20 protein-coding genes and 1 pseudogene are annotated in these 23,311 nt (G+C 56.8%); 4 read left to right on the top strand and 17 right to left on the bottom strand.

The genetic code is table 11. The features are described from left to right. Positions 1 to 11: 11 nt before the first annotated feature. From HF327_RS04120 to HF327_RS04075, 11 genes and pseudogenes are all read right to left on the bottom strand, one after another. Positions 12 to 2,159 (bottom strand): OmpA family protein, encoded by a 2,148-nt coding sequence (locus tag HF327_RS04120; RefSeq protein ID WP_198460410.1) that lies wholly within the window; start codon positions 2,157 to 2,159, stop codon positions 12 to 14. Positions 2,160 to 3,671: 1,512 nt separating this feature from the next. Beyond that, positions 3,672 to 4,040, bottom strand: a pseudogene (locus HF327_RS22450) (DUF7927 domain-containing protein); the annotation flags it as partial. Between the two features lie 887 nt (positions 4,041 to 4,927). Further along, entirely contained in the window at positions 4,928 to 5,455 is a 528-nt protein-coding gene (locus HF327_RS22320) for a GEVED domain-containing protein (RefSeq protein WP_169107039.1), read from the bottom strand. A 90-nt stretch (positions 5,456 to 5,545) separates the two neighbouring features. Next, the gene (locus tag HF327_RS04110; protein ID WP_169107038.1) at positions 5,546 to 6,277 is read right to left on the bottom strand and encodes a CshA/CshB family fibrillar adhesin-related protein; all 732 of its coding nucleotides are present in this window, start codon (positions 6,275 to 6,277) and stop codon (positions 5,546 to 5,548) included. Positions 6,278 to 6,667: 390 nt separating this feature from the next. Further along, a complete protein-coding gene (locus tag HF327_RS04105; protein ID WP_169107037.1) occupies positions 6,668 to 7,174 on the bottom strand; it encodes a disulfide bond formation protein B in 507 nt (168 codons plus the stop codon). A gap of 182 nt (positions 7,175 to 7,356) precedes the next feature. Next, positions 7,357 to 8,484 (bottom strand): sulfate/molybdate ABC transporter ATP-binding protein, encoded by a 1,128-nt coding sequence (locus HF327_RS04100; RefSeq protein ID WP_099737151.1) that lies wholly within the window; start codon positions 8,482 to 8,484, stop codon positions 7,357 to 7,359. Positions 8,485 to 8,513: 29 nt separating this feature from the next. Further along, positions 8,514 to 9,554, bottom strand: a complete 1,041-nt coding sequence (gene cysW, locus HF327_RS04095; protein WP_198460409.1) for a sulfate ABC transporter permease subunit CysW — start codon at positions 9,552 to 9,554, stop codon at positions 8,514 to 8,516. Beyond that, complete coding sequence (gene cysT / locus HF327_RS04090; RefSeq protein ID WP_169107036.1) at positions 9,554 to 10,411, bottom strand: sulfate ABC transporter permease subunit CysT; 858 nt, start codon at positions 10,409 to 10,411, stop codon at positions 9,554 to 9,556. The genes cysW and cysT overlap by 1 nt, the downstream gene beginning before the upstream one ends. 176 nt (positions 10,412 to 10,587) lie before the next feature. Continuing rightward, positions 10,588 to 11,589: a sulfate ABC transporter substrate-binding protein gene (locus HF327_RS04085; RefSeq protein WP_169107035.1), complete on the bottom strand. Its 1,002-nt coding sequence runs from the start codon at positions 11,587 to 11,589 to the stop codon at positions 10,588 to 10,590. Positions 11,590 to 11,794: 205 nt separating this feature from the next. Further along, on the bottom strand, positions 11,795 to 12,394 hold the full coding sequence (locus HF327_RS04080; RefSeq protein ID WP_169107034.1) for an RBBP9/YdeN family alpha/beta hydrolase: 600 nt from the start codon (positions 12,392 to 12,394) through the stop codon (positions 11,795 to 11,797). Between the two features lie 141 nt (positions 12,395 to 12,535). After that, on the bottom strand, positions 12,536 to 13,477 hold the full coding sequence (locus HF327_RS04075) for a LysR family transcriptional regulator (protein WP_169107033.1): 942 nt from the start codon (positions 13,475 to 13,477) through the stop codon (positions 12,536 to 12,538). Positions 13,478 to 13,663: 186 nt separating this feature from the next. On the opposite strand from HF327_RS04075, the gene HF327_RS04070 reads away from it, so the two are divergent. Together HF327_RS04070 and HF327_RS04065 are read left to right on the top strand one after the other, a co-directional pair. After that, the gene (locus HF327_RS04070) at positions 13,664 to 14,266 is read left to right on the top strand and encodes an FMN-dependent NADH-azoreductase (RefSeq protein ID WP_169107032.1); all 603 of its coding nucleotides are present in this window, start codon (positions 13,664 to 13,666) and stop codon (positions 14,264 to 14,266) included. A 222-nt stretch (positions 14,267 to 14,488) separates the two neighbouring features. After that, a complete protein-coding gene (locus HF327_RS04065; RefSeq protein WP_236024040.1) occupies positions 14,489 to 14,908 on the top strand; it encodes a hypothetical protein in 420 nt (139 codons plus the stop codon). Positions 14,909 to 14,936: 28 nt separating this feature from the next. On the opposite strand, the gene HF327_RS04060 is transcribed toward HF327_RS04065, so the two are convergent. The 6 genes from HF327_RS04060 to HF327_RS04035 form a co-directional block, all read right to left on the bottom strand. Beyond that, positions 14,937 to 15,704: an SDR family oxidoreductase gene (locus HF327_RS04060; protein WP_456236853.1), complete on the bottom strand. Its 768-nt coding sequence runs from the start codon at positions 15,702 to 15,704 to the stop codon at positions 14,937 to 14,939. 164 nt (positions 15,705 to 15,868) lie between these two features. Then, positions 15,869 to 16,867 carry an ABC transporter substrate-binding protein gene (locus HF327_RS04055; RefSeq protein ID WP_169107030.1) on the bottom strand — a complete coding sequence of 333 codons (999 nt, stop codon included), beginning with the start codon at positions 16,865 to 16,867 and terminating at the stop codon, positions 15,869 to 15,871. 33 nt (positions 16,868 to 16,900) lie between these two features. Next, a complete protein-coding gene (locus tag HF327_RS04050) occupies positions 16,901 to 17,707 on the bottom strand; it encodes an ABC transporter permease (RefSeq protein WP_169107029.1) in 807 nt (268 codons plus the stop codon). Next, entirely contained in the window at positions 17,704 to 18,450 is a 747-nt protein-coding gene (locus HF327_RS04045) for an ABC transporter ATP-binding protein (RefSeq protein ID WP_169107028.1), read from the bottom strand. Before HF327_RS04045 ends, HF327_RS04050 begins: the two co-directional genes overlap by 4 nt. A 10-nt stretch (positions 18,451 to 18,460) precedes the next feature. Further along, the gene (locus HF327_RS04040; RefSeq protein WP_169107027.1) at positions 18,461 to 19,924 is read right to left on the bottom strand and encodes an acyl-CoA reductase; all 1,464 of its coding nucleotides are present in this window, start codon (positions 19,922 to 19,924) and stop codon (positions 18,461 to 18,463) included. Beyond that, positions 19,921 to 21,003 carry a LuxE/PaaK family acyltransferase gene (locus tag HF327_RS04035; protein WP_169107026.1) on the bottom strand — a complete coding sequence of 361 codons (1,083 nt, stop codon included), beginning with the start codon at positions 21,001 to 21,003 and terminating at the stop codon, positions 19,921 to 19,923. Before HF327_RS04035 ends, HF327_RS04040 begins: the two co-directional genes overlap by 4 nt. Positions 21,004 to 21,931: 928 nt before the next feature. Between HF327_RS04035 and HF327_RS04030 the strand changes: the two genes are divergently transcribed. Beyond that, the gene (locus HF327_RS04030) at positions 21,932 to 22,711 is read left to right on the top strand and encodes an energy-coupling factor ABC transporter ATP-binding protein (RefSeq protein ID WP_169107025.1); all 780 of its coding nucleotides are present in this window, start codon (positions 21,932 to 21,934) and stop codon (positions 22,709 to 22,711) included. After that, a complete protein-coding gene (locus HF327_RS04025; protein ID WP_169107024.1) occupies positions 22,704 to 23,297 on the top strand; it encodes an energy-coupling factor transporter transmembrane component T family protein in 594 nt (197 codons plus the stop codon). The genes HF327_RS04030 and HF327_RS04025 overlap by 8 nt, the downstream gene beginning before the upstream one ends. Positions 23,298 to 23,311: the final 14 nt, after the last annotated feature.

The raw sequence follows: 23,311 nt of genomic DNA, 5'->3' as shown, positions 1-23,311 counted from the left end.
GATCGAGAACCTCAGTGGGATGCGGCTTTGGGGACAGGGCGGCGGGCTAAGGCGTTGTCCGCCTCGGCCTGGACCTGAAGGTGTTTCTTCAGGTCTTCTGACAGATGAGGCAGCAGGGCCTCATACACCGCCTTGGCTCGGGCCAGGCCCAGCTTCTGGTTGTAGGCATGGCTGGCTCGCACGTCGGTGTGACCGACGATGCTGACCACGCTCGCTCCTTGATTCACCCCCTGTGCATTCAGGTACGCCCCCACCTTGGCCAGCAGCGCCTGATACTCAGGGCGTACCACGGATTTGTCGGTTTCAAACAGCACGTTACCCAACACCGCACCGTTGGCAGTTACGCCGCTGATGAGACTGTTTGCATCGTTCGCATCACGGCGCACGCTGACCTTGGTGCCCCCCTGCACTTCTGCGGGCAACTGCTCGATCACGGCCTTGCGCACGGCTTCAGCACGGGCAAAGGCCACAGCTTCGCTTTCGCCATTGGCGCTGATGAGCAGCTCCCCCCCCCTGTATTGCTGCAGCTTGGCAGCCACCTGGGCAATGACGCCCTGCTCGCCCAGGTACTGGCTGCGGATCTCGGTAGAGCCTGCCGCGAACAGCACGCTGCCCAGCTCGATCTCGGCCGTCTTTTGTTCACCGGCCATGAACTCGGGATTGAGCTGCACGCCAAAGTCAAAGCGCACGGGCAGGCCCGGAGTGATACGGCGCAGCAAGGGGTTGCTGGTGGTGAATTCAGCGCCGGCAGGCAGGGTGCTGGGGTCAACCTTCAGGATGAAGTGGCGACCACGCTCCCAACGACCGCCGTTGACGCCCACCAGGTGGTAGCGACCAAAGGGGTCGGTTTCCATCAAGAGTCCTTCGACCGAGGCAACACGCACGCCGGGAATACCGCGTTCGTCAATGCCGGTGCTGCGGATGATGTAGTCCACACCGTAGCCTTCAGCCGTCTGGCTGATCTTGCGCTCGACTTCAATCTGGGCCGCATTGCGACCCGCAGCGGCTTCACCGGATTTCTCGACGATGGTCTGGCCTGCAGCGTTCATGCGCACAGTGACACCCTGATCGTTGGTCAGCACAAAGTCGTCGGTGAAGTCCAGCGATTGGAGCTTCTGGTGGATAAGCACGGTGTGCTTGGCCACGGGGTCGGCTTCGGACTGGCGGGCAGTGATGCTGCCCAGATCCAGACCATGCAGCAGCGGCGAGCTAGCGTCGGCCTGAGGCTCGGCGCCCTGCCCCTTGTCCACGGTGGTGGAGTTGGCGATGTAAGCGCCCGGAGCAAAGCCGCCCTGAGCCTTGAGGCCTGTGAGCTTGGCGCTGTCTTGCCAGCCATCACGGTCTCGGTCGTCAAACACGGAGCCGAAGATCAGCGAGTCGTCGAGCAGCGGGTCGCTGACCAGTTCCACCGAAGCGGTCGCCTGGTTAGAGATGCTGTCACCCACACCGTTCTTGGCGAAAGCGGTGTTGACATGGTTGCCCGGACGCACGCCGGCACCCACACGCATCATGTAGACAAGGGTTCCGGTCTGGCCCACATCCAGCGTGACACCGCTGAACTGCACGGGACGCACCCCCGAAGAGGTGACGGCCGAGCCCAGGCCCACGGCGTTCATGGAGCCGTTGACAAAGGTGAAGCCGTTGGCAGCCGTATCGATCACGTTGGCATTGACGACCTTGACGGCACCAATGTTCTGCACCTGCAGGCTGTAGCGAACCAGATCACCGATCTTGACCGTACGCACGGCAGCAGTCTTGACGATGCGCAGCAGCGACTCATCCGGCTTGACGGTGACCTTGATCACGGCGTCATCGCAGTTGGAGGGATTGAGCTTCTCGCAGATGCGGTAGTGGATGGTGTAGTCACCAGCAGGTGTGCCCGAGGGCACCGTCACCTTGCCGGTTACCACATCCAGCACAGGCACGCGGGGATCGCCACCAATGGGCTGGGCCGGTGTGATCACTGTGCCGGTGATGCGGTCTGGCGAGAACGGTGTGCCGTCCAGCGTGTCGTTCTCGGAGTAGGCATTGCCCACTTCCTGATCGCCGCCCGAGCCACGGTTGCCCGTGTAGCTGTCGTCCTTGGCGTCGATGGGCGAATTGGTGACCTTAACCGTAATAGTGGCTGTCTTGCAGCCCACTGCAGGGTCGGCGACCAATTTATCGCAAATCTGATAAACAATTTGATAGGAGCCAGAAGGTGTTCCTGGAGGAACGGAAACAATACCTGTGTTTGGATCAAGCACAGGCACCGTTCCACCATTAACAGGCGTAGCCGGTGCAATTACCTTTCCGGTAATCTTATCCAGGGTGACTGGATTGCCGTTAATCTTGTCATTTTCATAAGCATTGCCAACATTAGACGAACCTGTGGAACTTTTGACGGAGCCAAAGTCATCATTTTCAGGCTGAATCGTACGTAGCACTTCTGTTTTCACCGAGCACCCATTCGTGCTGCTGGCATCACACTTTGGCAGCATGCCATCAGGCGTCGGTAAACCCTCCACCTTGTTATTGACAGAAGAAAGCGCGGACTCCGTCACTAATGCGGAATATTTGATGAAATATTGACCAGGAAGAACCCCAGCCTTCAATTTCAGGACCAAAGACTGACCATTCTTCTGACCGATTATAGATGCGCCACCTGTATTCAAAGATGCGTCATCCAACTCAAGTCCCAAACTCAAGTTGTCGACCATCAAATCGACATCCGTTGCCAACGATGCCTTTGTCACATTAACGGCCAGCACATAATCAATTTTACTTCCTACTGCGGCAGAGGTTGAAGTAGAGGTTTTCATAAAGCTCACTTCTGCTTTCACCACAGGCGTTTCTGTAGCACAGTAGCTTGCGCAACGAGGACCTTCTATACCCGCAATTGGAGGAGGATCTGGAAGAACCGAATTTTTGACGAATTTATCAGCTGATTCAGTAACTTCCACTGTGTAATCAATAGTATAGGGGTTATCCTTTGTCAAGCCTATCGGCAGATCAATCGTTAGAGTATTTGCAGTATCCCAATTCGCTTTAACAGGGGCTGTCACTTTGGGAATTTCATCAGTTTTTCTCAGTCCAACGCTAAGCGTATCCTTGAGAACATACGCAGTGGAAGTCGGCAACCCCTCCACCCACACGGTGACTCTAAATTTCAGCGACTGTTTAAATCCCACACCTTCAGTAGGAACTATACTAACAATTTCCTTCTTATAAAAAATTTTCTCAGGAATAATTGGCGTCGTTGTTTCGCATGGCGATTTGCAAACAGGATTATCTGGATTAGTAAAATTCGGCGAATTCACCAAACTATTCTTAGCGTTATCTACCGGCCCAGTGCCTGCTCCTGCATAGTTTTGATCAACCTCACCCCAGTAGCTCAGTTTATAAGTACCTGGAGGTGTTTTAGAAGGCAAGACAAATTCAACTACGGTGCTTCCCCGAGATGCGGTTGGCTGGTTGAATTTCCCATAATTTTCTAAGCGACTATATTTAACACCCTGCTCGAACGTATCCTGCAGAAAAAGATCAACTGTTGTAGCAGATTTAGTCACTTCTACAGTAATTTCGTAGAGGATTTCATCCTTATCTTTCACAGCTACCGCAGTCGTTGTCTTGGAGTATTTAACTTCAACAGGCTTATATTCATGCTCCGTAAAACATGCTGTGCAATTAGGTCCGCTGCCTGGAGGGGTCACACCAGAATTAGGATCATATTTTGGTACAACCACATTCTTCAAGCTGTATGTACCTGCAGGCTTAGCTTTCACGCGAGCCGTATAGCTGATGCGATAGGTCCCTGGGCCCGTTCCCAAAGGCAAGATAAATTGGTGCAGATTTCCCGACCCTGAAACAGAGTAACCATTGTTTGCAGTAACAGCTCCAAAATCCAGGTCACTTCCTAGAGTGTCTTCAAGAACAAGCGCAGCTTCCAGCCGAGAATTTTCAACTGTGGCTTCAAGCGTATAGGTGATGATGTCACCAGGACTCACCTTAGTGCCACTCTGAGGGTTGGAAGTCTTGCTCACATTGACCACAGGAGGCATCAAGACATGCTCAGTAGAGCAGGTTGCATTGCAAGAAGGATCCTTCGCATTTGGACTATTTGGATCACCACCACCTGCAGGAATCACATTATTCTTGACAGATCCCGTCGCAGTTTTTATTACTTCAACTTCATATTGAAGAGAATACTGACCTGGCTTCTTTCCGGCTGGCAGTGTGAAGGTTCGGCTCAATCCTGAGCCTCCTTCGCTAAAGTTTCCGTTGTTGGCAACAATCTGCTTATATTCAAGCCCTACACCCAGAACATCAGTCAGAACAATAGGCGACAAAGTTTCTGCATCACGAACAGTGACAGACAGGGTATAAATAATTTTTGCTCCGACAATGACAGTCTGCCCTGAGGCTAGACTTGCAGATTTATTGACAGAAACTGCCGGATTTAAAATAGGTACCAATGCAGAAGCACAATGGGAATTGTTACTGCAAGCTTCAGGTACGGGGGGAACTCCACCGTTATAAGGGTCCATGCCACCAGCAACACTAGCATAGTTGACAAGAGAGTTTCCGTAGGCCGCGCCTGGCTGAACTACTACTGGCAATTCAATTTGCGAAACAGCTGTAGCACTACCCTTTTCGCCAATATGATGGTTAGTAGTACAAGTTACCAGTCTCCCACTATAAGTACAAGCCCAGCCATTTACATTCAAGGCTCCTATCCATCCAGGAACAATACCAATAGGCATTTGATCTAGTACTTGAACCGGCTTCCAGCCAGCCCCAGCCTGCGCAGGTCCAGTTGGTGTCAAGCCAACATTGCTGACTGTTAGAGTATATTTCGCATCAGGCTGAGCTACTGTCCAGCCTGGCGAAGCATTGTGCGTTTTCTGAATATTCAATTCAGGTGCCACAATTTGAATACGATGGTCTTCTACTTCACCATCGTCAGCAATAGCAGAGGACTGGATACCTGCTGACTATTAGTGCCAATACGCAATCGTACGACTGTATAGCCAGCCTTAAGATCAGGTGGCAGATTCCAAGATAAAGAAGTCTGATTGCCCGCGCATGCACTAACTGCACGCTCAGAGGCATCAAAAATACCATTTTGGTTGAAATCAATCCATCCTGCCACAGTGTTTCGATTCACACCATCGGCATTACAGCGGAAGTTCATTTCATAAGCTGTGCCAGATCTTAGGATACTGATGGTCGCTTTGGGAGGCAGCGCATCTTCTTCAACTCTATAAAAAAGTGTTCCTGGCTGCGAACTCTGTCCGCTGCCATCATCACCTTCGGCGTTTGCACTGAATTGAGACTGAGGCTCTGAGTCTGGCCCTGTACTTCCCAAGTAAATTGTTTTTGGTGGATTGAGCACCGAAGGATTCGACTTCATGGCATCGACTTCAGCGCCAGAAATCCCATCACTAGAAAAATTAACATCTGCAATCAAATGCATTGCAGAACCATAACTTTGAGGTGCATCCCCAAAGTCAGCAAAAGGAACCAGTACGCCAATGGCAATCGCTGTTTTAACACCGCCCTTTACCTAGAATACCATTTTCTGACTTGCAAGATTTTGATTCGAGGAATCAGAAAATTGAAGAAACGTCAAAACACCACGTTCGCCATCACCGCTCGTTGTTCTAAACTTAATAAAGCTATCACCCTGTTTACTATTGGGAAAAGTTCCCACTGCAGGTGTAGATTTATCAACGTAATAAGCATTAGAAGAACTGCCTATTTTCTCAATCACAGACCACTTACCCGTAGCTGCGCCCATAATATATTCATTATTGGCAGCCATGGATTCAGCATCTGCAATGACAAAACCCCGCAATCCAATATCGCGGTTATTAAGCATGGATGAACAGTTCACTGTGAAACTAGAAACACCTGAATCACCAACAATGCCGTTGATCAGTTGATTCGATCCTCCAGTGCCTGAGACGTTGTAGGCATCATCCAAAGTGTCACCACGCCAGTCGCCTGGGCGATAACTTTTCAAAGGCTTACTGGAAGGGGTTGCTATATCTGCAATAGAGCAGCTTACGGAGAGATTGGCGCCATTCGCAACAGGAATCGTAGCCATTGACGTGTCACCATTTTTTAGCGTCACGCCACTCTTACCCAGAGGGTTATTAGCATCACCCCAGGTCAGCCACAGAATTTCATTCTTGTATTTGCCACTGCCACCAGTCGCATAGGCCGCAGCCATCACTGCCTGTGGCAGCCACACCAGTTGCATCGCAAGCAAGATGCGCGCCAACCAGTTGAACAATCTCAATCGCCCCATATTTTAAGTACCCAATAGTCAAACTTGGGCGATTGTCGTTCCAACAACTATAGCGAACAAAGTTACAAACAGATACCTCTAGGCGGTCATAAGAATCTATTGACACATCCAAAAACAATGTCCAACAGACCCTACAGAATGTAGTACTTGACTTACAGAGAGATCTATCGCAAAACGTTACTCACTCAACTGTCAAACACCATTAAATTCAATCCCATCTTCAGGTTTCAATGTTTCAAAAATACAACCATTTGACATTTAGAAACATACCTGAGAATTAGTTTTTCTTATCTCGGATCACTTTTTCACCCTGCCCCGGGAGTGTGATGCACAAGAAAAAGCGCCCGAAGGCGCTTGGTGTGAATGCGAAAAAACTTAGCTTGAGCGCTTGCCGCCCTTCAGAAAAAGCGTCAGCAACAGCATAAAAAACACCACAAAGCAGACAAACGACCAGTTGGCGATGGAGCCGCCCAGGAAGGTCCAGTCAATCGCAGCGCAGTCGCCCGAGCCTTGGAAGATCATTGGAATGGAGCGACTGAAAGAGTAGTGCTCGATCATTCCGTAGAAGTCGCGGCCGCAGGTGGCGAATTCTGGGGGATACCACTGCAACCAGCTCTGGCGCGCAGCCACAAAGGCACCAAACCCGCTGGCCAGCAAAGCCAGAACGCTAAAGCTCATCCACCAGCCTTTTTGGCCTTTAACGCTGGCCAGCCCTGTGAAGATAGCTACCAAAATGAGTGCATAGCGCTGCACGATGCACATCGGGCAAGGTTCAAGCCCCACGACATGCTGCAGATACAGGCCAAAGGCCAGCATGGCTACGCAGGCAGCGCAGATCAGGGCCAGAGTGCGCCGTGGCGCGGTGGTAAACCATTGAAGCATCAAAATTCTTTCTGCGAAATTTCCGGATCATGCCTGAATCAAGGATAACGCCCCTGAGCAGAGTCAGAGGATTCATCCCTGTGGCATGCATCTTCCCTTTCACAGGAGACAACGAACCAAAGCCGCCTTGCGGCGAGGCCGTCGTCCCTCTCTCGGGAAGGCGCAGAGCGCCTCAGGGGTAATTAAATGCCTGCAGCCTCATCCAGAAACACCTTGGCTCGGCGTGGTGTCACCACCAGGGTTTCACCTTCGCGCAAGCCCATGTCCTTGAACTGCTGCGCGGGAATCTGGGCTTCGATGAGTCCGTCTTCTCCGGCATTGCTGGCGTTTGGTGTGGTCTCGGAGGGAATAAGTTCCAGCCTTGCGATAGGGCCGACCACAATTGCACGCGAAAGCTGGGCCACGATGCCCGTGGGGCGGCCCTGCGCATCCAGATTCTGACCGGGTGAATAGCGCTCCACCTCCAGATCATGAGGGCGCACGTAAGCAAAGGCCTGGCTGTCATGGGCACCGCTGGCATCGCTGCTGTCCATTTGCATGCCATCGTCCAGATAGACGCGGCCATCTCTGGCACGACCCTTGAACAGGTTCACATCACCCAGGAAGCCATAGACAAACGGCGTGGCCGGGTTGTCCCAGACCTGCTGGGGTGTGCCTTCCTGCTCAATCTTGCCCTGGTTAATGACGACCACACGGTCGGCCACTTCCAGCGCTTCTTCCTGGTCGTGGGTCACGAAGATGGACGTCACATGCAGCTCATCGTGCAGCTGACGCAGCCAGCGGCGCAGTTCCTTGCGAACCTTGGCATCCAGCGCGCCAAAGGGCTCGTCCAGCAGCAGCACCTTGGGCTCTACGGCCAGCGCGCGGGCCAGCGCGATGCGCTGGCGCTGACCGCCAGACAGCTGTGAGGGGAAGCGATCCGCAATCCAGTCCAGCTGTACCAGCTTGAGCAGCTTCATGACCTTTTCCTTGATCACGGCTTCGCTCGGGCGCTCCTTGCGAGGCTTGATACGCAGGCCAAAGGCCACGTTCTCAAACACCGTCATATGGCGGAACAACGCGTAGTGCTGAAACACAAAGCCCACGTTGCGGTCACGCACGTGCACATCGGTGGTGTCCTCACCGCTGAAATGGATGGTGCCCACGTCGGCGGTTTCCAGACCCGCGATGATTCGCAGCAGCGTGGTCTTGCCGCAGCCCGAGGGGCCGAGCAAGGCAATCAGCTCACCCGACTTGATGTCCAGACTGACATCGCGCAGCGCCTGAAAGTCGCCGAACTGCTTGCTGACATTACGAATTTCGATACTCATGATGAATCTCTGCTTGGAGTCCAGACAGCTCAGGCTGCCGTGGCGGTTTTATGAGGGGTGGTGCTGATCTGGCTGGGACGCTCGGGCGGTGCCTCAGCAGCGGCCTTGGCCTGTTGTTCCGCGCGCCATTCGGCAAGGGACTTGATCACCAGTGTGACCAAAGCCAGCAGCGCCAGCAGCGACGCCACGGCAAAAGCAGCTGCGGCCTGATAGTCGGCATAAAGCACTTCAACATGCAGCGGCATGGTGTTGGTCTGGCCACGAATATGGCCCGAGACCACCGACACCGCACCAAACTCCCCCATGGCACGGGCGTTACACAGAATCACGCCATAGACCAGACCCCACTTGATATTGGGCAGGGTCACATGCCAGAAGGTCTGCCAGCCCGAGGCGCCCAGCACCACGGCAGCTTGCTCTTCATCGCTGCCCTGCGCCTGCATCAGCGGAATCAACTCGCGGGCGATGAAGGGGAAGGTCACAAAGATGGTGGCCAGCACAATACCCGGCACCGCAAAAATGATCTGAATGTTGTGCTCGGCCAGCCAGGGGCCTAGCCAGCCATTGGCACCAAAGACCAGTACATACATCAAACCGGCAACCACCGGCGAGATGGAGAACGGCAGATCGATCAGCGTGGTCAAAAAGGCCTTGCCCTTGAACTCGTACTTGGCAATACACCAGGCCGCAGCCACACCAAACACAAGATTCAGCGGAACAGCGATCAACGCCGTAATCAGCGTCAGCTTGATGGACGACAGCGCATCGGGCTCGCCCAGAGCCGCCACATAGACATCCCAGCCCTTGCGCAACGCTTCGCCAAAGACGGACAGCAGCGGCAGGATGAGGAACAGGCCCATGAAGAGCAGCGCAATGATGATCAGCACCCAGCGCACCCAGCGTGGCTCGGTGGTGCTCATCTTTTCAAGCTTGGTGGTTTTGCGCGGAGCCGTGATCTTGTAGAGCACAACCAGCACCACCACGGCCACTGCAATAACGGTAAAGAGGTGCGCCCAGATGGGCGGAAAATGGGGGAGCAGCGCTTGAATGGCTGCGTGAATCGTAGACATCAACGGCCTCCCTGCGCCTTGCGCTGCCATGCTTGCAGAGCGTTGATCAGCAGCAGCAATACAAAAGAAATCAGCAGCATGACCACGGCCACAGCAGTCGCGCCGGCCACATCATGCTGATCGAGCTTGGCCATGATGATCAGCGGAGTGATTTCAGAAACCATGGGAATATTGCCGGCAATGAAAATCACCGAGCCATATTCGCCCACGGCGCGGGCAAATGCCATGGCAAAACCCGTGAGCAAGGCCGGGCCGATATGCGGCAGTATGACTTTGTAAAAAATCTGCCAGCGCGAAGCGCCCAGGCTGGTTGCAGCCTCTTCCAGCTCCTTCTCGAAGTCTTCGAGCACTGGCTGCACGGTACGCACCACAAAAGGCAGGCCGATAAAGATCAGCGCAATGGCGATGCCCTTGGGGTTGTAGGCCATCTGAATGCCCAGCGACTCGAAGTATTGACCAATCCAGCCATTGCCCGCATACAGCGCCGACAAGGAAATACCAGCCACTGCCGTAGGCAGGGCAAAGGGCAAATCGACCAGCGCATCCACCACCTTCTTGCCGGGGAACTGATAGCGCACCAGCACCCACGCGATCAGCATGCCAAACACCACGTTGACGCAGGCCGCAATGAAGGACATGGTGAAGGACAGCTCATAAGACGCCACCACGGCAGGCGCCGAGACTGCATTCCAGAACTGCTCCCAGGTCAGGCTGAAGCTGGCGGACAGCAAAGCGACCAGTGGGATGAGCACCACGATGCTCAGATAGAAGATGGTGTAGCCCAGCGTCAACCCGAAACCGGGCAACACTCGCTTGGCGCTACGCACCTTGCCCGGAGCCAAAACTGCAGAGGTCATATTTTTATTAAAGCGACTCAAAAAGGTGGATCTGCAGGCATCGCCCCTGCCCTATGAACAGGCAGGCGCCCCCATGGGACGCCAAGCAAAGGCCGCTCCGCAGCGAGAGCGTCGTCCCCTCCCGTAGAGAGAGAGAGAGAGAGAGAGGAAGCCGCAAAGCGGCTGAAGGAGAGTTCTTACTTACCTGGTGCGTACAGCTTGTCGAACTGTCCGCCATCGTTGAAGTGAACCTTCTGCGCTTCGGTGAGCGAGCCGAAGTACTTGGCCACGGTGAACTGCTTGATGGGCTTGAATTGGTCGGCGTGCTTCTTCAGCACCGCTTCGGAGCGGGGGCGAATGGCGTGCTTGGCCGCAATTTCCTGGGCTTCATCCGAATACAGCCATTGCAGGTAATCGGTTGCCAGCTGGGTTGTGCCCTTTTTGGCGGTGGTGCGCTCCACGACTGCCACGGGGTTCTCGGCCACGATGCTGACGGATGGATACACGGCATCGACCTTGCCCTGACCGAATTCGCGGTCCACGGACACGACTTCCGATTCAAACGTGATCAGCACATCGCCAATATTGCGCTGCAGGAAGATGCTGGTCGCATCGCGACCGCCCTTGCCCAGCACGGGAACGTTCTTGTAGAGCTTTTGCACGAATTCGGCGGCTTGCGCATCGGTGCCGCCCTTTTCACGCACCGAGCCCCAGGCTGCCAGATAGGCATAGCGGCCGTTGCCACCGGTCTTGGGGTTGACGACCACGACCTTCACGTCGGGGCGAATCAGATCGGACCAGTCCTTGATGTTCTTGGGGTTACCGTTGCGCACCAGGAACAGCATGGTCGATGTAGTGGGCGATGCATCGTGGGCGAACTTCTTGTTCCAGTCCTTGGCAACCACGCCAGTGGAAGCCAGGAAGTCCACGTCGGTCGTTGTGTTAAAAGTCACCACATCGGCGGCCAGACCATCGTTGACAGCACGGGCTTGCGCGCTGGAGCCGCCATGCGACTGATCCACCTTGATGTCCACGCCCTTGGTCTTCTTGTAATGGGCGATAAAGGCTGCGTTGTAGTCCTTGTAGAACTCACGGGCCACATCGTAGGAAACGTTAAGCAGCTGCGTCTGAGCCGATGCGGCACCGGCGGCGGCCAGTGCAATAGATGCCAGCAATGTCTTGAGCTTCACGGAATGCATGGTTCGCTGCCTTTTCTTGAGCAATGTGTATAGATGTATACATTGTGCGAACTCAGCCTTAAAACTCAAAAGAATATATTCTTCTTTGTTTTTCTGAAATTTGATATATCAAAAAATTTAGCTGCAAGAAACCCATAAAAATAGCTGCAAGCGCTTATCCATAAAGCGCTTGCAGCTATCAAAAAAGTCCCAAAAACTTATAATCTCAGGCAGCCAGGGCAGGCCGTAACTCATCACTGGCAACAGCAGAATGCGCAAGAGTGTTCTGCCAACTGCCCACATCCATCAGCGACTGCAGCAGTGCCAGCCCCAGCGGCCATGCGCCATAGCCGGATTCGACATTGATATGCCCGGCGCTCTGCAGCCTCACCACCTCACTGCCCCAGGCCCGTGCATAGGCACCAGCGCGGCGTATGGGGCAAAACGGGTCATTGCTGCTGGCCACCAGCACGCTGCGATAAGGCAGTCGCGCATAGGGCACGGGGGCAAAGTCTTCCAGCTGAGCCCGGCGCTCCGGGTCTGCGGGAGCAACCAGCAAAGCACCATGCACACGGGCAGCGGCGGCCTCACCTAGATGCACGGTGGTGATGCAGCCCAGGCTATGGGCCACGATGACGGCCGGGCGCTCATCGGCCAGCAGTACTTCTTCCAGCGCGCTCACCCACGCATCGCGGTGAGGCACCAGCCAGTCTTGCTGCTCTACGCGCACGGCATCGGGCAACTGCTCAGCCCACAAGCTTTGCCAGTGGCCGGGGCCTGAGTTGCGCCAGCCTGGCACGATCACGATACGGAATGGGGATTTCATGCAGCCTCCTGCGGTCTGGGAGCGCTGTGAAGGCCCTGCACGGAAGACCCAAACGCTCTTGATCTGCTAGTAAGAGGCGCATTGTGGGCAGCGCGCAGTCAAATTCCAACGAATGTTTTGTTGTTACCTTATGCCCAGAAGCTAATGATATTGCGCGCTTTGCGCTATTTTTTGCGTAGCAGAGATACTGCTGCCGGGGAGGCGCTCGCCGAGAAAGTCCAGGAAATGCCGCACCGCCGGAGCCAGCCCGCGCCGCGACGGAAAGATGGCATGAACAATCCCCAGGGGTGGCGCCCACTGGGGTAGCAGTTGCACCAGCCTGCCTTCACTCAGTTCGTCCTGACACATATAGTCAGGCAACCAGCACATGCCGCTGCCCGCCAGCGCTGCAAATTTCAGCGTCAGCAAATCATCGACCACATAGCGCGGCTGCAATTGAAGTCGGTGCTCTTTGCCTTCGGGGCCGACCAGCAGCAGGCTGGAGTGACCATCGACTGCCGACATGGCCAGACTGTCAAGCAACTGCAAGTCTTGCAATGATCTGGGCGTGCCCTGGCGCTGCAGCAGATCAGGGCTGGCGACCAGAATCTGGCGCGAAGTATCGAGTCGCTTGACGACCATGGAGCCGCTGTCGTCCAGATTGCCGCGCACGCGCAGCGCCACATCAATACCCTCTTCCACCAGATTCACCGGGCGGTTGGTGACCTGCATCTCCACATGTACCAGCGGGCAATGCTTGAGAAATTCGGGCATCAGCTCGCCCAGCACGGTCTGCGCCAGCGTCACCGGGCAGGTCACACGAATCGTGCCGCGCGGCTCGGTCTGCACCTCGGCTACGGCATTCGATGCCGCCAGCGCTGCATCCCGCATGGCCTGGCCATGGCGCAAAAAGGTCTCGCCCACCTGCGTCAGCGAGAGTTTGCGGGTGGTGCGCTGCAGCAAGCGCACGCCCAGCTGGGCCTCCAGCTCAGCCACACGTCGCGAGAGGCGGGACTTGGGAATGCCCAGCGCACGCCCTGCCGCAGCGAAGCCGCCGCGCTCGACCACCTCGACGAAATACAGCATGTCATTGAGATCCACCATGCAAACATCCTTGGACTCGATTGAGTTGATATATGGAACGATCAGTCATATTTTTGCAGACTTATCGATCACTATCTTCAAATCTACAATCTATCCCATCGCACTTTCAAATGGAACACTGTTTTGCCGCAATGAAGCATCTGGGCTGGGCAAGAAGTATTCTTTAACTTACTGTATAGAACCGACATGCAAATCCTGCACATTGACTCCTCCATCACCGGCACCAACTCCATCACCCGCGAACTGACTGCCGATATCGTTGCCAGCCTCAAGCAAGCCAACCCCGAAGCGCAAGTGGACTATCTGGATCTGGCCGTGAATGCCCCCAGCCACCTGAGCGCTCAATCGATGGGCTTCCGCACCGGCCAGGCCGCCGCCACCGAAATCGAACGCCAGGAAAACGCTGTTTCCGAAGCGCTGGTCAGCCAGTTCCTGGCCGCCGACGTGATCGTCGTGGGTGCCCCCTTCTACAACTTCACCATTCCCACGCAGCTGAAGGCCTGGCTGGACCGCATTGCCCAGGCTGGTCGTACTTTCAAGTACACCGCCACAGGCCCCATCGGTCTGGCTGGCGATAAAAAAGTCATCGTGGCCTCCGCACGCGGCGGTGCTTACTCCAGCAGCGAAGCCGGCCAAGCCATGGAACACCAGGAAAGCTACCTGAAAGTGATGTTCGGCTTCATGGGCGTGACCGACGTCACCATCGTGCGCGCTGAAGGCGTGGCCATGGGCCCAGAAGCCAAGGCTGCGGCCATGCAAGCCGCCAAGGCTCAAATCGTGGCTGCCTGATAGTCAAGCATCTCCCACAAAAAAGCCGGTACGCCACAAGCGCTACCGGCTTTTTTGCGTTCAAACGTCACACACGCTTGATCCAGCAGGGATTTGCTGCCCAATCGTCGGCAAGGAATGCCGAGATGAAACCGTAGGACTACTGTTTTTTGATACCCTGAAAACAGTTAGATACTTTTGAACCCGTGGGTGCAGCTCTGCTGATCCAGGGTTGCGCTTTTCATGCCCCCTACCCGCCCCATGTCCGCCACTATTCAACATGCCCCGCAGCGCTCCGACGAGAATTACGTCGTCACCGCTATTGGTGTGTTTTTGCTGGCATCACTCGTTTTAGGGACTGCCACCTACAAATACCTGCAGCACTCAGAGCAGCAAGCACAGGCTCGCTCCGATCGCCAAGCCTACAAACGCTACAACGATTACCTGAAATCTGCCCAGGAAGACGCACCAGCGTCAGCCGTTCAAGACCCGGCACCAGCTCAGGCAGCACAAGCCGCAGCAGCCCAGCCCACTATGGCTGAAAAGCTGCTGAGCCGCCCTTCCGTCACCCCTGGCCCCGGCTTCAACGCCCCCGGCGTGCAGCAGACGGGTGTGGCCATCATTGATGCGATAGACCATGCGCAGGCTACCGCCAAGCAATAAGACGTCTTGAAACCGGTCCGGCAAAACCTCAACGCATGACCAGTCCGCCATCCACTAGCAATACCTGCCCGGTCATAAAGCCACTGAGATCGGATGCCAGAAACAGCACCGGCCCAGCCACATCCTCGGGGCTCGCAAGCCTGCGCATCGGCGTGGCGGCCATCAGTGATTCGCGAAACGCTTCTTTGGTACCCTGACTGCCCTGCGTTGGGTAGACCAGCCCTGGCGCCACGCAGTTGACGCGAATGCCCACAGGCCCCAGCTCGCTGGCCAGATTGCGGCTGAAGCCTACCAGCGATGCCTTGGCCGTGGTGTAGTCGTGATAGGGCACGACCGGGTTCTCCACCAGATTGCTGACAATATTCACAATGCTGCCCCGCGCCCGCTGGCGCATTTGCGGCAGCACGGCGCGGCAGACGTTGAAGGCCGCGCCCACAGCACCATCAAACTGGCTCTGGTAGTCGCTCCACTCCAGGTCGTCAAAACGGCGGCGCTGCTCAGGGTCAAAGGTATAGGGTTTGAATGCGTTGTTGACCACCATGTCGATACAGCCCGCCTCGCTCACGATGCTGTCGACCATGGTTTGAACTTCCGTCGCATTGCCCACATCTGCCTTCACCGCCCAGGCGTCACCACCTGCGGCCTGACATGCGGCCACGGTCTGCTGCGCCGCCGCATCGTTAGACAGATAGTTCACCACCACCGTCGCCCCCTCACGCGCAAAGGCCAGCGCAATCGCCGCACCAATGCCGCGACTGGCACCCGTCACCAGCACCACCTTGCCGTGCAGGCCCATTGAAGAAGATTGACTCATATTTCTGATCCCTGCTGACTCAGCACAGGTGCTTAAAACAGATGCTTACTAACTCAGGCACAGCAAGCAAGGGCCGCCCCGCAGCGATGCTTTCATCCCCTTCCCAAGAAGCGAGAGAGGGGGACGGCGCGCAGTGCCTCAGGGGGTTACAAAGGCACGACCACGTCGGATACCTTGATCTGCCGCTGCACCATGCCCAGCGCGCGATAAGCATCGGCACCCTTTTGCAATGCAGCAAGATCAAAGCTGCCCAGAGCCTGGCCTTGCACGGCTGGTAGTGAAGAAGCATTGCGCAGGCGAATCACATCCAGATTGATATCGCGGCGCGTTCCATCAATCGCGTATTTGCTGGCCAGCACGGAAGCCTCCTCGGGATTGGCAATCATCCAGGCAGCGCTCTCACGGTAGCCACGCACAAAGGCCTTGAGCAGGTCTTTTTTCTGGTGCAGCACTTCTTCGCGCACCACAAACATGTCGCTGGACATATTCAGGTACTCGCTCACGGACATCACATTGACTTCGCCAATGCCCTTGCGCAGGCCCACGGCCAAGCCGGTATCGGTTGCCGCTGTGGCATCGACCTGTCCCTGCATCAGGGGCGCAAAATTCAGCAAGCCGGTCACGACGATGGTCACATCGGATTCCTTAAGACCCGCCTGATGCAGCATCACCAGCAGGTTCTGGCGCGTGCCGCTAGACAGGCTGTAGACGCCAATTTTCTTGCCCTTGAGGTCAGCCGGCTTGCGAATGCCAGACGTCTTGAGCGAAACCACATTGAACACGTTTTGCGGGTAGATGTCGTAGATGGCAACCAGCTTCTCGCCCTTGTCCAGTGCCATGAAGAAGGAGCCGGGGTCAGTAAACGCGACATCGCCCTGACCGCTCAGAATATTGCGAATGGCATCGCCGCCGCCAGCGCCTGGCAGGTAAGCCAGCTCAACGCCCTGCCCCTTGAAAAAGCCTTTCTCAGGCTCGGCCAGAAGGTTGGTGATTTCGCTGATGGGCTTGCTCCAGCCTGCCAGTCGAATCTTGCCCTGCATAGGATTCGCCATGCTGGCACTGGTCAGAGAAAGCGCAGACAGACCTGCGCAAGCACCGATCAGGCTGCGGCGGGAGATGGTGGGGAGCTTGTTCGATATCTGCATAAAAAGCGTTCCGTAAAATTCTTCAAAAAACCATCAAAGCTTGCTGCCCGATTGAGCAACTTGCGAAATTTCAAAAACAACGAAGTGATGGGAGCGCAGCAAGCGCCGCTCCAGCATCAGGCAGGCCTGATACAGCAGCAGGCCAATGGAAGCAATCAGCACCAGCGTGGCGAACATCAACGGGGTGTCCATCATTCCCTGCGCCGCAATCACCACGGCACCCAGACCTTGACTGGCACCCATGAATTCAGCCACCACCGCGCCGACCAGCGCCAGCACCACGGCAACGCGCAAGCCCGCAAGAATGGCGGGCAGCCCGGTCGGCAGCTTCAGCTGCAGCAAGGTCTGCAGACGCGTAGCCCCCAGCATGCGAAACAGCTGCAGCCGCTGGGCATCGACCTGGCGCAGCCCTGTAAGCGTGTTTTCCATGAGCGGGAAGAAGCAGATCAGTGCCGTAATCAGCACCGTGGGCAGCATGCCAAAGCCAAACCACAGCACAAACAGCGGCGCCAGTGCCAGCTTGGGCACAACCTGACTGACCACCACATAGGGCTTGAGCACACGCTCCAGCAACTCAGATTCCGCCAAGGCCATGCCAGCCAGCAGCCCCACGGCACTGCCCATGGCCAGCCCCAGCAGCAGTGCCTTCAATGTGGAAGTCAAATGTGGCCAGAAGTAGCCGGAGACCAGCCCAGACCACAGCGACACCGCCACAGCCGACGGCGGTGGCAGCACCAGAGCGGATAGGCTAAATTGCTTCGTAGCCAGCTCCCATATTACGAGAGTAGCTATCAAAAGCAAAGCAGATAGCAGTCGCGGCCTGTTCAGCAAAGCATTCATGCCACGCCCTTTTCCATGGCTGCACGCACGCGTGCACAGTACTCATTGAACACGATGCCATGGCGCATGTCCTGCGTGCGCGGCTCGGGCAGCTCAATCGCCCAGTCATCCACAATGCGCCCGCCGTGCATGAGGGCGATGCGATCACCCAGATAGACGGCCTCGTTAATGTCATGCGTCACAAACAGCACCGTGGTGCCATGCTCGCGGCAGGTGCGCAGCAAATCGTCTTGCAGCTCGGCGCGGGTGATGGCATCCAGCGCGGCAAACGGCTCATCGAGCAGCAGCAGAGGTGGATCCAGAATCAAGGCCCGTGCCAGCGCCACGCGGCTTTGCTGGCCGCCGGAAAGCTGGCGCGGGTAATGCGGTGCATGGGCTGACAGGCCCAGTTGCTCGAGCAAACGCAGCGCATGGGTCTCATCTTGGGGAGTAGGCTTGCGCTGCAGCGACACGGGTAGCAGCACATTGTTCAGCACCGTATGCCAGTCCAGCAGCGTCGGCGCCTGAAACATAAAGCCCAGCTGCGGCCCCGGCTCTGCCAGCTCTTGCCCGCGCAGCAGAATGCGCCCCGATTGCGGGCGCAGCAAACCCGCCGCCAGCTTGAGCAGCGTGGTCTTGCCACAGCCGCTACGGCCCAGCAGGCAATGAAATTCACCGGCCTGCATGTGCCAGTCCGCCCCATCGACCACTGGTAGTCGGCCCGGGTAGGTAAAGACGGCCTGCTCAATATCCAGAAAAGCCATGTTGCCCTCGTCAATCGGCATAGCTTGCAAGCGGCTGCGCCGCCAGCTCGGCCGACTGTTCAATCTCGGTCATGCGCACCAGATCCATCAGGTTAAAGCGTCCATCGTGGTGCCAGCCCGCCTCGGGCATGCTCATAGAGCCAATGGCGCTGATGCGCGTGACACCCGCAGCGCCCAGCAAATCGGCCAGCCGGTACAGCTCCTCAGGTCCTGCGGCAATGCCTGCGGTCTGCAAAAACTCGCGCTGTGCGGCCACCACGGGCAGCACGTCATCAAGGTGGTCCACCGCCACCACCGCAATCGTGCGGTACAGCGCCGTGGGGGCCAGCGGCTGCAGGCTGTCGCTATAGGCCACACTCCACGCGGCATCTACCGGGCCCAGCAGCTGATGCGTATCGCCTGACCACTCCATGGTCTGCTGCCAGCGGGCAACCGTAGCGCCCTCTTCCAGGTCCAGTTCGCGGCGCACAAAACGGCGCTGCAGATTAGCCAGTTCAGCAGCCAGATAGTCAGCAAAAGCACGCGGCGGCACGGGCGCACCGCGCTCTATATAAAAGACATGGGGCGAGTAGCAGCCTTGCTGGTCGTAGCGCATCACATCCCACGCCGCCAACCGGGCTACGGTCGGAGCTTTGAGGGCATCCAGCGCCGCAGTTCCAATCAGGCCAAAGCCCAGCTTGTGGCCATGGGGCAAAAAACGTGTCGTCACCGGCAGGCGCTTGCGCAGCGCATCCAGCGTCGGATTGCCGCCATAGGCCAGCACCGTATCGGCTTGTGCATACAGCGCATCCGCCTCGTCGCCGCCTGCGCCGCGCCACCACACCACGGCCAGACAATCGGCCAGCGGCGGATGGATTTCGGCCAGCAGCCGGGCAAACCAGCCTGCGAACAAGGGCTCGGCACTGGCCAGCTTGCCCACGGCTGGGGCTTTGACCAGCAATCCACAAATCAGGCTCCACAGCGACAGCGCGGGCACATTGCCCGCCCAGCTGTGAACCAGCAAATCAGGCCCGAAGGCACGCACAGCCCCCCCCTTGATCGCGGGCTGAAAGCCATCTAACACCGCGGGGTTGGCAAAATCCTCGGCCAAAAAGCGTTTGAGCTGCGCGGCACGAAAGGTCTTGAAAAATCCCGTCAGCCCCAGGCGAACCATATCCGCGTCATAGCCGCTGACCACGGGCAGCCAGGCCTCGGCCTGCTGACGATAAGCGTCATTGCGATCGAGCAGGCGTGCCATGGCGCGATCAATCACATCGATGATCTGGGCGACTGTCATGCTGCGCAGATGCTGGGCCGCAGCATCACGCACCCGGTTTGCCAGTGCCTGCATCTGCGCGCCAGACAGCATGGGCACAGACACGTCCAGCCGTGTGCCATTGCGCTCAAAGGGCAGCACATGCCACTGCACCTCGTCGTCGCTCAGCCCCGGCAGATAACCGGCCTTGATCTGCTGCACCTTGCTGTTTGCCGTCATGCGCTGGCGGCTTTCACAAATTCATCCACGGCCAGAGAGCAGCCCTTGGCCGCAGCGCCCTCGGCACGGCCCAGCAACAAAAAGCCGCCGTCTGCCCACAGGCCCACGTCTTCCGTCAGGATGGTGCTGACCGCGTTGTAATTAGCCAGATCGCAGTGCACCAGAATGCCGCGCTCGCCAGCGGCCACACTGCGCCCCGTAACAGGTTCAACCAGACGCGAGCGAATCCAGTGCGGGCCAGACTTGACCGAGGGCAGAACTGCATTGCCGTCGTCATAGAACTGCGTGCTCAGCTCCGTCATGCCATACATATTGATGCAGTGCGTGCGCGGAACGCCCAGCAAATCGCTGAGATCGGCATAAAACTCTTCCAGCGGCAGCTCGCGCGACTGCCCTTTGTAGCCGCCCGTATCCAGAATACGGCTGCCTTCAGGCAGCTGAAAACGGCGGCCCTGTGCACGCAAAGCGTCCATGACATGCACCAGACTGAAGCTGGCACCCAGCAGCGCATAAGGCTGTCCGCTGCGCTGAGATTCGTCCAGCGCGGCGCACAGGCCCGGTATATCCAACCCTTCAGAGCCCAAAAAATAGCGACTATCAGCCGTACCAAATTCTGATTTGGCCAGCGCCAGATAGTGAGCCAGCGATGAGTTGGGCATGGCCTGTTCATCGGGGAACAAAATAGCCATGGGCAAGCGCTCAGCCCCCTGCATGAAGCGCTGTGCAAAATAGCGCTTCATCGACAAGTCATATACATCCAGCTGCGGATGAAAGTGCCGCCCGCGCGCCGCACGGCCTGTGGTGCCACTGGTCATGAAGACGCGCTCGGTGGCCGATGCGGGTTCGCTGCGCAGCTCCATCGCCTTGAAGGCATCAATGGGTACGGCCGGAATATCGCTCCAGGCCCTGACATTGCGCGGCGTGGCACCGCGTCGCTGGCAGAAGCTGCGAAACGGAGTATTAGATTCGTACTGATAGGCAAACTGCCGCAGGGCGAGTTGATCAAACTGGTCGTCGGTACAAGCATCCTGCGCAATAAATGCCAGCAGGTCTGCAACCAGTGAAGCGGCCTTGTCCATGAAATTCCTTCGAGAGCGAGATGTGGTGCTCCGAAGGCCCTCTGCCAGTGCCACTTGGGCGGGGTTGTGCAGGGTGCAAGCTCTTCTTCCGCCGGAATGACCCGGGTCAAGTTCACGGGTATCAATCTCAGCACTTGCGTGCACCCCGGAGCGCGGCAGCATCTTAACCCACCGGGTGGGCGCAGGGACCGCGCCAGCCTTGCCCCGTCAAGCGCTGCGCACGCATCGCAAAACGACTCGGCACCCTGAAACTGGCTCAGGCATTGCCTCTCAAGCCATATCAAGACTGCGCACGCCCTTTCATGCACAGGGAGGTTATGGGTCTTTTGACCCCAAGCACCCAAGCGAAGCAACTGCCATCTGTAAAAAAACACTGCCCTCACTGAAATTTTTTAACTTTTTTCACCATCTGTCTTTGCCTGCAGCAGTACAAAAAACAGTGTTTCAAGTCCCCCAATCCGGCTTTTAAATGATGGTATGCAGAGCACTGCCCCCGATCTGCGCGGCAAGCTGCGCCAAAACACTGGCAACAACAGTCAAACGCATTGATCTTCAAATGCACTCTTGCGAAAGTTAAGCGAGTTTGAGCGACAAAGACGGCATAAAAGGTTCACAAAAAACGTTCTCTCGCCATCTTTACTCGATCTATCCATTAACTGAAGCCAAAGTGCCTTTAAACATTCGCCGTAAAGCCGCAAAAGTGAAGAAATCATTTCTTATGGGAAATTCATCTAAAAAGCGCTGCAATTGCATGCTTTTGAAAGCAAATTCACAGCGCTAGAATCCGCCTGCATCGCAACCCTCAGACCGTTTTTGCTGCTGAGGGCCAAGGTTTCGCCAGTCAGCTCTGTATGTCAGTCCTTCGCCCTCACTTTCTCCATCCAGTCCCGTCCTTCCTCGCACCTCAGCGGCCAGCAGGAGTCTGCGCATGAGCAGCGGCATGCAACTGCTCGATATCCGCCTGCAGCGCGGCCAGACCACGGTGTTTGATGGGCTGAACCTGAAGCTGCAGCAAAAGCGCATCGGCGTTATTGGCAACAACGGCGCGGGCAAATCCAGCCTGTTCAGACTGCTGTGTGGGCTGGAGATTCCACAGACCGGTCAGGTGCTGATGGGCGGCGCAGAGTTGCTGCAAGCACGCCAGCACAACCCCGGTCTCGTCGGCCTGATGTTTCAAAACCCTGATGATCAGATCATCTTCCCCACCGTAGAGGAAGAGCTGGCACTAGGTTTGCGCCCCAAGGGTTTGAACAAGCAGCAAGCCAAGGCCAAAGCCCGCGAGCTGCTGAACGAACGCGGACTGGCCCACTGGGCTGAGCGCGCCGTCAGCAGCCTCAGCCAGGGCCAGCGCCAGCAGGTGTGCTGGCTGTCGCTGCTGATTGCATCGCCGCAGGTGCTGCTGCTTGATGAACCTTTTGCCAGCCTGGACCTGCCCGGACAGGCGCGGCTGGCGCGGGACATTGCCGCTGCACCCCAACAGATTCTGGTCTCCACCCACGTGCTCGACCATGTGCGCGACTTTGAGCGCGTGATCTGGCTGGAGCAAGGCAAGCTGCGCGGCGACGGCCCTGGCCGCGAGGTCTGCAGCGCTTATGAAACTGCTGTTGCGGCAGAAATCTCCGCAGAACTGGCGGCCAGTCTGAATCCTTCAAACGCAGCCCCCCCACACGCAACCACTCCACAGACAGGCGAGCCACACCATGGGTAGCCTCTACAGCGAATACGCCACCTGGCTGCACCGCTGGCCAGCCGGCCTCAAGCTCTTGCTTCTGGCCGTGTTTGGCACGCTATTGTTTTTAATGGCCTCCCCCTTGCTGCTGGCGGGCTGCAGCGTTTTTTGCTTAATTCTCTGGCTGTCTCTGGGTCAAGCCACGCAGATTGCCCGCAGACTGATGCGCTCGGTCATCATCGCCGCGCTGCTGGTGGCGGGCTTTCACGTCTTCATGGGCAAGCATGAACTGGCCGCCGTCAGCGCCCTGCGGCTGATCTGCGCATCGACACTGGGCATTGCACTGACCATCACCACCCGCCCCAGCGATCTGGTGGAGGTGCTGGAGTGGCTGCTCTCGCCGCTTGCCAAACTGGGGATTCCCACCGAACGCGTGGCCATGCAAATTGCACTGATGCTGCGCTTTACCGAACACTTTTTTGTGCAATGGAAAAAGCTGGACGACGCCTACCGCCTGCGCACCGGCAAAAGCGGCGGCCTGCGCCTGATTGCACCACTGACGATTCATATGCTGCAGGCCACGCGCCGTGTAGCAGACGCCCTCTGGGCGCGACTGGGCTTCTAAATTTTTCGGAGACA

The organism is Comamonas suwonensis, assembly GCF_012844455.2.
In the GTDB taxonomy this organism is placed as follows: domain Bacteria; phylum Pseudomonadota; class Gammaproteobacteria; order Burkholderiales; family Burkholderiaceae_C; genus Comamonas; species Comamonas suwonensis.
This window is presented reverse-complemented; position numbering and strand designations above follow the sequence as displayed.